This window comes from Dyella japonica (assembly GCF_040545895.1).
In the GTDB taxonomy this organism is placed as follows: domain Bacteria; phylum Pseudomonadota; class Gammaproteobacteria; order Xanthomonadales; family Rhodanobacteraceae; genus Dyella; species Dyella japonica_D.
The window spans coordinates 357,320-369,923 of the sequence record NZ_JBEPMU010000006.1 but is presented as its reverse complement, the minus strand read 5'-3'; the positions used below and the strand labels follow the sequence as shown (position 1 = coordinate 369,923).

The 12,604-nt window shown below is 63.5% G+C and carries 12 protein-coding genes; 4 read left to right on the top strand and 8 right to left on the bottom strand.

What is annotated here, in order from left to right:
- Window positions 1–108: 108 nt before the first annotated feature.
- From galU to cmk, 8 genes are all read right to left on the bottom strand, one after another.
- Window positions 109–981, bottom strand: coding sequence for a UTP--glucose-1-phosphate uridylyltransferase GalU (gene galU / locus ABIC75_RS20040; RefSeq protein WP_354015661.1), 873 nt, complete (start codon window positions 979–981; stop codon window positions 109–111).
- Complete coding sequence (locus ABIC75_RS20035; RefSeq protein ID WP_354015660.1) at window positions 982–2,877, bottom strand: polysaccharide biosynthesis protein; 1,896 nt, start codon at window positions 2,875–2,877, stop codon at window positions 982–984.
- The gene (locus tag ABIC75_RS20030; protein ID WP_354015659.1) at window positions 2,864–3,895 is read right to left on the bottom strand and encodes an MraY family glycosyltransferase; all 1,032 of its coding nucleotides are present in this window, start codon (window positions 3,893–3,895) and stop codon (window positions 2,864–2,866) included. Before ABIC75_RS20030 ends, ABIC75_RS20035 begins: the two co-directional genes overlap by 14 nt.
- A 7-nt stretch (window positions 3,896–3,902) precedes the next feature.
- Window positions 3,903–5,078 (bottom strand): lipopolysaccharide assembly protein LapB, encoded by a 1,176-nt coding sequence (gene lapB / locus ABIC75_RS20025; RefSeq protein WP_354015658.1) that lies wholly within the window; start codon window positions 5,076–5,078, stop codon window positions 3,903–3,905.
- Window positions 5,075–5,341, bottom strand: a complete 267-nt coding sequence (locus ABIC75_RS20020; RefSeq protein ID WP_354015657.1) for a DUF1049 domain-containing protein — start codon at window positions 5,339–5,341, stop codon at window positions 5,075–5,077. Before ABIC75_RS20020 ends, lapB begins: the two co-directional genes overlap by 4 nt.
- A gap of 189 nt (window positions 5,342–5,530) precedes the next feature.
- Window positions 5,531–5,872, bottom strand: a complete 342-nt coding sequence (locus ABIC75_RS20015; RefSeq protein WP_354015656.1) for an integration host factor subunit beta — start codon at window positions 5,870–5,872, stop codon at window positions 5,531–5,533.
- Between the two features lie 18 nt (window positions 5,873–5,890).
- Window positions 5,891–7,564, bottom strand: a complete 1,674-nt coding sequence (gene rpsA / locus ABIC75_RS20010; RefSeq protein ID WP_354015655.1) for a 30S ribosomal protein S1 — start codon at window positions 7,562–7,564, stop codon at window positions 5,891–5,893.
- Between the two features lie 167 nt (window positions 7,565–7,731).
- Window positions 7,732–8,412: a (d)CMP kinase gene (gene cmk / locus ABIC75_RS20005; protein WP_204636273.1), complete on the bottom strand. Its 681-nt coding sequence runs from the start codon at window positions 8,410–8,412 to the stop codon at window positions 7,732–7,734.
- Window positions 8,413–8,527: 115 nt separating this feature from the next.
- On the opposite strand from cmk, the gene ABIC75_RS20000 reads away from it, so the two are divergent.
- The 4 genes from ABIC75_RS20000 (at window position 8,528) to ykgO (ending at window position 12,473) form a co-directional block, all read left to right on the top strand.
- Window positions 8,528–8,785, top strand: coding sequence for an acyl-CoA-binding protein (locus tag ABIC75_RS20000; protein WP_354015654.1), 258 nt, complete (start codon window positions 8,528–8,530; stop codon window positions 8,783–8,785).
- Window positions 8,786–9,023: 238 nt separating this feature from the next.
- Window positions 9,024–11,042, top strand: coding sequence for an NADPH-dependent 2,4-dienoyl-CoA reductase (locus ABIC75_RS19995; protein WP_354015653.1), 2,019 nt, complete (start codon window positions 9,024–9,026; stop codon window positions 11,040–11,042).
- Between the two features lie 281 nt (window positions 11,043–11,323).
- Complete coding sequence (locus ABIC75_RS19990; protein WP_354015652.1) at window positions 11,324–12,220, top strand: LysR substrate-binding domain-containing protein; 897 nt, start codon at window positions 11,324–11,326, stop codon at window positions 12,218–12,220.
- Window positions 12,221–12,347: 127 nt separating this feature from the next.
- A complete protein-coding gene (ykgO, locus tag ABIC75_RS19985) occupies window positions 12,348–12,473 on the top strand; it encodes a type B 50S ribosomal protein L36 (RefSeq protein WP_010342887.1) in 126 nt (41 codons plus the stop codon).
- The last annotated feature ends 131 nt before the right edge of the window (window positions 12,474–12,604 follow it).

Sequence of the window (12,604 nt, the reverse complement as noted above, 5' to 3'; positions counted from 1 at the left end):
CATGGTTGCGTCAGCGACGCATGGGCATCCGTTGCCCTCGGGAATGTCCCTACAGCACGCTTCTGAAACCGCTCGAGGCACCCGCAGGAGCCGGTGCCTCGACAAGGGTCACAGCGTGGCGATGATCTCGCGCACGACCGGCGCAAGCTTGGGATCCTGCAGGGCCATGTGCATGGTGGCGCGCACCAGGCCGGCCTTGTTGCCGCAATCGAAACGCGTGCCTTCGAAACGGTAGGCCAACACGTTGCCCTGCTCCTTGAGCAGTGCATCGATGGCGTCGGTCAGCTGGATTTCGCCGCCCGCGCCGGGCGTGGTCTGCTCAAGCAACTGGAAGATGCGGCCCGGCAACACGTAGCGACCGACCACGGCCAGATTCGACGGCGCATCTGCCGGCTTGGGCTTTTCCACCATGTGGCGGATCTTGGCGCTGCGCTCGTCCACGCGCGTGGCGTCGACGATGCCGTACTTGTCGGTGTCGCTGTGCGGCACTTCTTCCACCGCGATGACGCCGGCATTGGCTGACTCAGCGAGTTCGGCCATCTGGCGCAGCGCGCCCTTGCCCTTGTTCCAGATCAAGTCGTCAGGAAGCACCACACCGAACGGCTCATCGCCCACCACCGGCTTGGCGCAGAGCACCGCATGGCCCAGTCCCAGCGCTTCGGGCTGCGTCACGAAGATGGCGCGCACATGCTTGGGCAAGGTGCCCTGCACCAGCGCAAGCAATTCGTCCTTGCCCTTTTCCTGGAGCTTCGCTTCCAGTTCGTAGGCCTTGTCGAAGTAGTCGGCGATGGCGTGCTTATAGCGGTTGGTGACGAAAATCAGCGTGTCTGCGCCAGCATCCACCGCTTCATCGACGGCGTACTGGATCAAGGGACGATCCAGCACCGGCAGCATTTCCTTGGCCACCACCTTGGTTGCCGGAAGAAAACGCGTGCCGAGACCGGCCACAGGAAACACGACCTTGCGCAACGGCTTACTCACTCACTTCTCTCCTGATTCATTGCGGCGCAGCGCCACCACGTTGTCCGTCTGCACCGTTTCGCTCCAGCGGAACGATGGCAGCAGGTTCGAAACGCACTGACGCAACATGTCCTCGTCGTAGGCCACCACAGCATCCGCTGCCTTGGCCATCTGCGTGTTGAGCAAATCCCATTTCACCGGACGGTATTGCGCAAGGAAAATCTTCGCGTGCGTCGTCTCGATGTAGTTCTCCAGCGGGTGGAACAATTCCTCGAACAGCTTCTCGCCCGAGCGAAGACCGGTATAGACGATGGGAATCTCCGTGCCCGGCTTGCGGCCGGCCAAGCGGATCATCTGCTCGGCCAGGTCGCGAATCTTGATCGGCTCGCCCATGTCCAGCGCGAAGATCTCACCGCCCTTGCCGATGCTGGCCGCCTGCAGGATGAGCTGGCAGGCCTCGGGAATGGTCATGAAGTAACGCGAGATTTCCGGGTGCGTGATGGTGAGCGGACCGCCGTTGCGGATCTGCTCGCGGAACAACGGCACCACGGAGCCGGCCGAATCGAGCACGTTGCCGAAACGCACGGTGATGAAATGCGTATTGGAATGCTCGTTGAGGTTCTGGCACCAGATTTCCGCCAGACGCTTGCAGGCACCCATCACGCTGGTCGGGTTGACAGCCTTGTCGGTGGAAATGAGCACGAAGGCTTCCACCTGATGGCGGTCCGCCAGATCAGCCACGTTGCGCGTGGCCAGCACATTGTTGCGGAACGCGGCGCGCAGCTGGCCCTGCAGCATCGGCACGTGCTTGTAGGCCGCGGCGTGGAACACCACCTGCGGCTTGTACTCGCTGAACAGCTTGCGCATCGCGGCGGCATCGCCGCAATCGGCCAACACGCCGTCGAAGATCAGCTCCGGGTACTCGGCGCGCAGTTCCTGCGAGATCCGGTAGAGATTGAATTCGCAGTTGTCGACCACGCACAGCGCCTGCGCACCGAGGCGCGCCACCTGGCGACAAAGCTCCGAACCGATGGAACCGCCGCCGCCCGTCACCAGCACGCGGCGACCGGTGAGCGTCACGCGAATGGCCGTCCAATCGAGTTCGACGGCGTCGCGGCCGAGCAGGTCCTCGATGGCGACTTCCTTGATTTCGTTGAAGTGCGCGCGGCCGGAAACGACGTCTTCCAGCTTGGGGACCGTGCGATACGGCAGGCCGCTCAGGTCGCACAGCTCCACCACCCGACGCATTTCCTGGGTGGAAGCGCCGGGCATGGCGATGAGCAGCATCTGCGCCGCCACTTCGCGCGCCAGTTCGGGAAGCTGGTCGATGCGACCGAGCACCGGACGACCGTTGATGCTGGCGCCGCGCAGGCTTTCCTTGTCGTCAACGAAGCCGACCACGGTGAAGCCGTTGTCGCGGTGCAGGTCGCGCGACAGCGCTTCGCCTGCGCGATCCGCACCGACGATGAGCACGCGCTGCGAGGGCTTGGCCTGGAACAGGTCGACCCGGCTGTCCTTCCAGAACCGGTACGCCAGGCGCGGCGTACCCAGCAGCACCGAGAGCACCACCGGATACAGCAGCAGCACCGAACGCGGCACGTCAGCCAGGCGGTTGTAGAGGATGAGCACGGCCGCGATGGCCAGCGCGCCGATGATCGCCGCGCGCAGAATGTTCCAGAGATCCGGCAGGCTGGCGAAGCGCCACACGCCCTTGTACAGGCCGGTCCAGCTCAGCACGGCGCCCTGCACCAGCAGGACGAGCGGGAATTCGAGTGCGTGGAAGCCGATCGCCGCGTTGTCGATCATCGCGTAGCGAAGGGCCTTGGCCACCCACCACGCCAGCGCAGCCATCAGCAGGTCGTGGAGCACCACGGCCGTTCGCGGATGAATGACACCGACCCATTTACGTAGCGACATGACGACCCTTGTCCCAAACGCGCCGCAAACATCGACGCTTCATGAAGATCCAAACGGCGGTCGCTATCAGGTAGGTGCCGATGAAAACCGGTACCGACCATCCTGGCCTGGCCCATGCGAGGAGCGCGAGCGGCGCTGCCACCAACATGTTCCACGCCAGATAGCACGCCCCTCCCGTGGCATGCGTGAACCCACTGCGCACCATCCACTGGTACAGGTGTTCACGATGTGCAGTGTACCAACGACGGCCACTCACCATACGTCCCAACAGGGTAAGGGTAGCGTCCGCTACAAAAGATGAACTGAGGATCAAAGCAGGCCACAGTAAGTGCCCATCCACCTGCCAGATCGTTGCAGTCAGGGCAAAAATCAGCAGACCCATGGTGCCGCTGCCCACATCTCCCATGAAAATGCGGGCCCGGGGCCGGTTGAAGTACCAGAAACCCAGGGCCGCGGCGGCCAGGCAGGTACAGGCCGTGGCCAGCGCCGGCTGAGCCGCGGCATGCGCAAGCAGGGCCAGCCCCAGCACCACGAAGATCACCTGCTGCGCCAGCAGGCCATCGATGCCGTCCATGAAGTTGTGCAGGTTGATGCTCCAGCCCCCGGCAAGCACCAGCACGGGGACCCACCACCACGACATGCCCGTCATCGCCAGCGCTGCGGCAAGCAATCCGGCGGACAGCAACTGGATGCCGAAGCGCGGCAGGATGGGCAACGAGCTGTGGTCGTCCCACCAGCCCACGGCGGCGACGAGTACCGAACTCGTTGCAAGCGCGGCCACGACGATGAGAGGCAAGGCACCAGGAAGAACGGCCAGCGCGACCGGCATGGTCAGCAGCGAGGCCACGACGATGCCGATGCCGCCGCCGCGAGGCGTGGGGATGCTGTGAGAGCGACGTTGCCCCGGCATGTCCATCATGCCGCGGCGATGCGCATAGGCGATGGCGCTCCGCACCACCACCATCGCTATCACCAACGCGGCCAGCACCATCCCTATGGCCAGCGTAGTGGGATTCATCCGCGCCTCATTCGTTGGCCACGCCATGAATGGGACGTATCGTGCTCCAGTTCTTGCAACTCGGGCATTGCCAGTGATGCGCCTTGGCTCCGAAGCCGCACCGGCTGCAGCGATACATGGCCTGCCCTTCCAGGAGCTTCTTAGTGAGATCGCGCAGGATCAGGAAATTCTCGCGCGCCTCGCCTTCCATCTTGTCCATGGTGGCGTCGATCAACGCCATCAGTCCGCGCACCGAAGGGCGCTGGCGAAGCTGGGAGGTAAGGAAATCGATGGCCGCGCGTTCGCCATCGCGCTGTTGATACAGGCGCGTCAGGGCGAGCACAGGCGAGATGCCGTGATAACGCTCGAGAATGTCGCGCAGGAAATGCTCGGCATGCTCCATCTGCTGGGAGCGCGCATAGCTGTTGAGCAACGGCGGCAGGATTTCAGGCACGAACGCGATGTCCGCTTCCACGGCATGCTCATACGCCTTGGCCGCTTCGGCGTGCTGGCCCTCTTCCGCGTATAGACGTCCAGTCAACATGAAGGCGCGGACGCAATCGGCCTGGCAGGCGAAGGCCTGGCGCAGGTACTCGCGCGCTTCCTGTCGTGCGCCATGCTGCCGCGACTGCTCGGCCAGCTCGCAATAGAACTGCGCGATCATGCCGGCTTCGTCTTCGCCGGTCATGGCTTCCAGGCGGCGCGCATGCTCGATGGCCTTGTGCCAGTCGCGCTCGTGCTGGTAGATCGCAATGAGATGACGCAATGCCGACGGCGCATGCGCGTCCATCGCCACCAGGTCGGAAAAAAGGGTTTCCGCGCGATCGAGCAGGCCGGCGCGCATGTAGTCTTCGCCAAGCTCGAGCAAGGCGACGGTCTTCATGGCATCGGACAGGCCGGGCCGCGAGACCAGATGCTGGTGCAGGCGGATCGCGCGATCCACCTCGCCGCGGCGACGAAACAGGTTGCCGAGCGCGAGGTGCGTTTCAACCGTATCGCGGTTGTATTCGGCCAGCTTGAGGAACACCTCGATGGCCTTGTCCTGCTCTTCGTTGAGCAGGTAGTTCAGGCCGCGGAAGTAATCCGAGGAAAGCTCGCTCACCTGTGCGCCGGAACGCCGCACGCCGGCCCGGCGGGCGGTCCACCAGCCACTGGCGAATGCTGCGGGTACCAGCAGGATGAGTACGTAGAGAAGCGCGCTCATGCACCAGCCGGAGAGGTCTTGGCCTTGCCGGCCTGGCCTGCCGCCTTGCGACGCAGGCGGCTCTGCCGGGCGCTGACGCCCAGCCACGCAGTGAGGCCACCGAGCAGCCAGCCGATCACCAGCGCCAGCAACAACGCCGCTCCCTTGGGCACGGAAAGACGCACGAAGCCCAGGTCGTAAGCGACCAGGTCGGCGTTGAGTGCGCCGAGCACGATGCCGGCCGCGATGAAGAGCAGGAGAATCAGCGTAACGATCAGTCGCATAGCGCGACTTTACCCGATTGCCGGGGGCCATCACAGGCGGCCATTCGGCCGTTCTTCATAAACTGGAAGACAGATCCCTTTCTTGCGCTTGCGCCACCCGGTCGCAAAAACCATGACGCAAAAAGAAGGCAGGATCGGCTTGCGCCGCCTGCCTTCCAAAACACTCCAAAGCGATGCCCGTGGCCGGGATCACTCCAGGTTCAAGTTGACGCGCTCGCGCAATTCCTTGCCCGGCTTGAAATGCGGGACATGCTTGCCCGGCAGGGCCACTGCGTCGCCGGTCTTGGGATTGCGTCCCATGCGCGGCGGACGATAGTGCAGCGCAAAGCTGCCGAAGCCTCGCACCTCGATGCGCTCACCATTGGACAAGGCATGGCTCATCTGTTCGATCACGCTCTTGACCGCCAACTCCACGTCGGCGAACGCGAGATGGGTCTGACGCCGTGCCAGCGCCTCAATCAATTCGGATTTGGTCATGGGTCCCCAATGTCCGTGACGTGTAACCGCGGGGCGGCTGTCGCCGCCCCGCATTCCTGCTTTGCTTGGTGCTTAGTCGGCCTTGTTGAGCTGCTCTTTGAGCAGCGCGCCAAGCTTGGTCGTGCCGCCGGAAGCGGACGAGTACTCAGCCATGGCATCGCTCAGCTCTTCTTCGTCCTTGGCGCGGATCGACAGCTGCAGCTGGCGGCCCTTACGGTCCATGCCGGTGAACTTGGCTTCGACCTTGTCGCCCACCTTCAGGTGCTGCGTGGCATCGTCGATGCGCTCCTTGGCGATGTCGTTGGCGCGGAGGTAACCCTCGACGCCTTCGCCCAGGTCGATCACGGCGCCCTTAGCGTCCACTTCCTTCACGGTACCGTTGACGATGGTGCCGCGCGGATTGGTGGCCATGAACTGACCGAACGGATCCTGCTCCATCTGCTTGATGCCGAGGGAGATGCGCTCGCGCTCCGGATCAACGGCCAGCACCACGGCTTCGATCTCGTCGCCCTTCTTGAAGTTGCGAACGAGGTCTTCGCCGGAAGCCTGCCAGGAGATGTCGGACAGGTGAACCAGACCGTCGATGCCGCCGTCCAGGCCGATGAAGATGCCGAAGTCGGTGATCGACTTGATCTGACCGGACACCTTGTCGCCCTTCTTGTGCATCGCTGCGAAGGCTTCCCACGGGTTCGAGCGGGTCTGCTTGATACCCAGCGAGATGCGGCGACGCTCTTCATCCACGTCCAGCACCATCACTTCGGTCTCGTCACCGACCTGCACCACCTTGGCCGGGTTGACGTTCTTGTTGGTCCAGTCCATTTCGGACACGTGGACCAGGCCTTCCACGCCCGGCTCGATCTCGACGAAGCAGCCGTAATCGGTGACGTTGGAGACCTTGCCGAACAGGCGGCTGCCGACCGGGTAGCGGCGAGCGATGGCGACCCACGGGTCGTCGCCCAGCTGCTTGAGGCCCAGCGACACGCGGTTACGCTCGCGGTCGTACTTCAGCACGCGGACGTCCAGCTCGTCGCCGACATTGACGACTTCGGACGGATGACGCACGCGCTTCCACGCCATGTCGGTGATGTGCAGCAGGCCGTCGATACCGCCCAGGTCCACGAACGCGCCGTAATCGGTGAGGTTCTTGACCGTGCCCTTGACCACTGCACCCTCGGTGAGGCGCTCAAGCAGCTTCTCGCGCTCTTCGGAGAACTCGGTCTCGACGACGGCGCGGCGGCTGACCACAACGTTGTTGCGCTTGCGGTCGAGCTTGATGATCTTGAACTCGAGGTCCTTGCCTTCCAGGTAGACCGGATCGCGGACCGGACGCACATCGACCAGCGAGCCCGGCAGGAATGCGCGGACGTCCTTGATGTCGACGGTGAAACCACCCTTGACCTTGCCGGAGATCTTGCCGGTGATGGTCTCTTCCTTGTCGAAGGCCTGCTCGAGATCGTCCCAAACCATGGAACGCTTGGCCTTCTCACGGGAGAGCTTGGTCTCGCCGAAACCGTCTTCCAGGGCGTCGAGGGCAACCTTCACCTCGTCGCCGACCTGCACTTCCAGCTCTCCGCTCTCGTCCTTGAACTGCTCGATCGGGACGATGCCTTCGCTCTTGAGGCCAGCGTTGATCACGACGACGTCGTTGCGGATTTCCACAACGATGCCCGTGACGATCGCGCCCGGCTTCAGCTTGGAGATAGCCTGTTGGCTCTGTTCAAACAGTTCGGCAAAACTTTCAGTCATGTTGATTCCAGAAATGAGAAAAGGCCTTGAGTCCTTACGCGCCGTCGGATGAAAAGCGCACGGACTATCGGCCCACCGGCTATGGGTGTCTTCGGGAAAAAGCTCCCTGGGCACCGTTGACCAAAACCCCTACCGCGGCAGAGGCACCAACGGCTATCTGCAGCCCATCAGGGCCGCACGACAGCCAATACTTTCGCGACGACAACGTCGATGCCCATGCCGGTGGTGTCGATAAAAACCGCATCTGCGGCCGGCTTGAGCGGCGCGACGGTTCGTGAGGCATCACGTTCGTCGCGCGCTTCGATCTCGCGCTGAAGAGTAGCAAGTGTAACGCTCAGCCCCTTTTCCTTCAACTGCTTATAGCGCCTTTTCGCCCGTTCGGCGGCGCTGGCGGTGAGGAACACCTTGAAGGGGGCCTCGGGGAAGATCACGGTGCCCATGTCGCGCCCGTCGGCCACCAGACCCGGGGCCTTGCGGAAAGCCAGCTGCATGTCCACAAGTGCCTGACGCACCGAAGGAATCGAGGCAATGGCCGAGGCCGCGCCGCCGGCCGTTTCGGTGCGCAGTTCGTCGGTGGCGTCGTGCCCGTTCACCATCACCCGGGTGTCGCTGCCGTCGGTGGCGGCCACGAAGCGGATCTTGGTGGTCTGGGCGCAGCGCGTGACCGCCTCGGCATCGGAGAGATCCAGCCCCTCCATGCCCGCCGCGTAACCCACGGCACGGTACAGCGCGCCGGAGTCCAGCAGGCGCCAACCGAGTTTCTCAGCGACCATGCGACTGATGGTGCCCTTGCCTGACCCCGAGGGTCCGTCGATGGTGAGAACGGGGACGGACGAGGACGAGGTCATGGGCGCTCCTGACGGCGACGGAAGAAAACGCATATGCTATCGCGTTGGTCCTCGCACGGAACGCGGGATATCCACTCGCCTTCCTTCAGTCCGTCAGACCATGCAACTTCACACCATGACCGATCTGCGTCGCGAATTCGATCAAGCCGCCGAAGATATCCAGCGGCTTGGCCAGCGACCGGATAACGACACGCTGCTCAAGCTCTACGCCCTCTACAAGCAAGGCTCCGAGGGCGACGTGCGCGGCGACCAGCCGGGCTTCTTCGACTTCGTCGGCACCGCGAAGTACGAGGCCTGGGCCAAGCTGCGCGGCGTTTCCGAAGACGAAGCGATGCAGCGCTATATCGAGCTCGTGCAGGAATTGCTGAGCTGAGATTCGCCCCGCTTTCGGGGCTGATGCCAATCCACGACGCCGTCCACGCAGCTCTCGGCAAAAGTAGAGGGCTGGCCTCTTCCTGCGCGTTCGATGGTCCCGCTGGGCCACCGACGTTGGCCGTTGCCCGCAGGACGAACTGAGCCCGGTGACAAGGATGCCGTTGCACCGACCCTTGCTTTCAAACGCATCAAGCAGGCACATTCATACGATCGTTTGAACCTCGTCGACGGTCCGCATGAACTTCCCTCGCCTGTTCTCCCCGCTCGACCTTGGGCATACCACCCTGCCCAATCGCATCCTGATGGGCTCGATGCACACCGGGCTGGAGGACAAGTCCAGCGACTACGACAAGCTCGCCGCTTATTTCGCCGAGCGTGCGCGCGGCGGTGTCGGCCTGATGGTCACCGGCGGCATCGCGCCCAGCATCCAGGGATGGTTGAAGCCGTTCGGCGGCCGGCTGACGATGCCCTGGCACGTGACGCGACATCGCAAACTCACGCACGCGGTGCATGCCGAGGGCGGCAAGCTCTGCATGCAGATCCTGCACGCCGGCCGCTACGGTTATCACCCGCTGTCGGTGGCACCGTCCAAGATCAAGTCGCCCATCACGCCGTTCACTCCGCGCGCGCTTTCTACGCGCGGTGTCGAGCGCACCATCGGCGACTTCGTGCGCTGCGCCAAGCTCGCCCAGGACGCCGGCTACGACGGCATCGAGGTGATGGGTTCGGAAGGCTATTTGATTAACCAGTTTCTCACCGCGCGAACCAACCAACGCAGCGATGAGTGGGGCGGCGATGCCACGAAACGCATGCGTTTTCCCGTAGAAATCGTGCGTCGCACACGCGAAGCCGTGGGCCGCGATTTCATCATCATCTATCGCCTGTCCATGCTCGATCTGGTGGAAAACGGGCAGGACTGGAACGAGATCGTCACGCTCGCCAAGGCCATCGAAGCGGCTGGCGCCAGCATCATCAATACCGGCATCGGCTGGCATGAAGCTCGCGTTCCCACCATCGTCACCAGCGTGCCGCGCGCGGGCTTTGCGTGGGTCACGAAGAAGCTCAAGGGCGAAGTGTCGATTCCCTTGATCACCACCAACCGCATCAACATGCCGGAAGTGGCCGAGCAGGTTCTCGCCGCCGGTGAAGCGGACATGGTGTCGATGGCGCGCCCCCTGCTGGCCGATCCCGATTGGGCGGTGAAGGCGAAGGCGGGACGCAGCGAACGCATCAATACCTGCATCGCCTGCAACCAGGCCTGCCTCGATCACGTGTTCAAGAACCAGCGCGCGAGTTGCCTGCTCAATCCACGCGCGTGCCACGAGACCGAGTTGCGCATCGAACCTGCCACGGCGCGTAAGAAGATTGCCGTGGTTGGCGCCGGGCCAGCCGGCCTCGCCTGCGCCAGCACGCTGGCCGAGCGCGGCCATGCGGTGACCTTGATCGATCAGTCGAGCGAGATCGGTGGCCAGTTCAACTACGCCAAGCGGATTCCGGGCAAGGAAGAATTCCACGAGACGCTGCGCTATTTCCGCCATCGCCTCGACGACACCGGCGTCGCCGTGAAACTGGGCCAGGCCGCCAGCGCATCGACGCTGGCCGCCGACGGGCACGACGAAGTCGTGGTCGCCACCGGCATCGTGCCGCGACGCGTGCACTTTCCCGGCAGCGACGATCCGCGGGTGCTGAGCTACCTGGACGTGCTCGCCCACAACAAGCCGGTGGGACAGCGCGTGGCCATCATCGGCGCCGGCGGCATCGGCTTCGACGTGGCGGAGTTTCTGGTCGAACATGCGCCATCGGCCACGCTCGACGTGGCTCGCTGGACACGCGAATGGGGCGTGGACATGCAATTGGATACGCGCGGCGGCCTCGCACCTGCCAAGCCGGAAGCGCCCGCTCGCCAGGTATGGCTGCTGCAGCGTTCGGAGGGGCGCCCCGGCGCACGCCTAAACAAGACCACCGGCTGGGTACATCGCGCCACGCTGAAGGCCAAGCGCGTCAGCATGCTCGGCGGCGTGAGCTACGAACGCCTCGACGATGAAGGACTGCACATCACCGTCGATGGACAGCCGCAGGTGCTACCGGTGGACAACGTGATCATCTGCGCCGGGCAGGAGCCGAATCGCGCCCTGGCCGACGCCCTGACCGCGGCCGGCATCAAGGCCCATGTCATCGGCGGCGCCGACGTAGCCGCCGAACTGGATGCCAAGCGCGCTATCGACCAGGGCACGCGCCTGGCCGCTACGCTCTGACCCCGCCCTTCCCTCCAAGGCCTTGATCACAAACGACAACGCCCGGCTTTAGGCCGGGCGTTGTGCTGAAAAGAAAGCGCCCCGCTAGGCGACGCGTCGATATGGGTCAGGGGGGAGGAGACCAGATATCGCGGGGATAGCGTCGTAGCGGGGCGAGGGTCGCCGCCACCTGGGGGGAGGGGACGGTGGCGGGACGGAAGGAATAATATGATCGACGGGTTATAGAAACAAATATATATTTAGGCGCTGACTTAGTCGCAAATCGTCTTAAAGCCCTCCCCATGTTTGACTTCCGTCAGCTTCGTTACTTTGTAACGGTCGCAGAGGAGCTGAGCTTTACACGCGCAGCCCAGCGGCTTTATATCTCCCAGCCCCCGCTTTCTCAGCAGATACAATCGCTTGAGAATGATCTAGGTGTGCGCCTCCTGGAGCGGAACAAGCGCAATGTGTCGCTGACCGAACCGGGCAAGCTGTTCCTGGAGCAGGCTCGCCAGATCCTGGACAAGGCCGAAGAGGCCCGCGCACAGATGGCCGATGCCGCCACCGGGTTCAGCGGCAAACTGCGCCTCGCCTACACGGTGTCGGTGACCTTCCATCCCGCCCTGCCCCAGACCCTGCTGCGCTACCGCAGCTTTGCGCCGCAGGTGCGGCTGATCCTCAGCGAGATGTACACCGAGCAACAGTACGCCGCGCTGCTGGCGGGCGAGGTAGACGTCGGCTTCGTGCGCGATGAACCTGAACACCCCGGCATGGCCCGCCTGCTGCGCCTGGACGTGATCGACCGCGAGCCCCTACTGCTCGCCCTGCCCGCCAACCACCCCCTGGCCGACCGCGAAAGCATCTGGCTGCGCGAGGTGGCTATGGAGGCCTTCGTGGTCCAACCACGCGAACTGGCCGCTACCCTCTACGACCGCCTGGCCCAGATCGCCGCCAAGGCCAACTTCCATCCGTTGATTCGCCAGCATGCGCAGCAGATCAATGGCCTGCTGGTACTAGTGGCCGCCGGCATGGGGCTCGCCCTGGTGCCTGCATCCATGCGCTCGGTCAGCCTGCCCGGCGTGAAGTACCTGCGCCTGGAGGACCCGGACGCCTATATGCTTCTGGCCCTCGCCAGCCGACTCGACGAACCCTCGCCGGTCGTGAGGCGCTTCCTCAGCGCGATGACCGAAACCGATTGAACCTTTGGTCGCACGGCAAGGTGGTGAACGGCCAATTGGCAGGCGATCCAAGGACTTGTGCGACGTCAAGAAACTGTTTATGATTGCCGTCTTGTATTTTTTCTTTCGATAGTTTCAGGAGCTGGCCGTGAAGGTGCTTTCCTCTTTGAAGTCCGCCAAGGCGCGGCACCGTGACTGCAAGGTTGTGCGTCGTCGCGGCAAGGTGTTCGTGATCTGCAAGAGCAACCCGCGTTTCAAGGCTCGTCAGCGCTAATTCCTAGCTGCGACGTGTCGTGAAAAAGGGCCGCGAAAGCGGCCCTTTTTTATTGCCCCGTGAAACATCGGGAGGGCTTCGCTCTCGGCGGGCATATCCGTCGCCATGGAACGACGAAGCGCCAAGGTCAA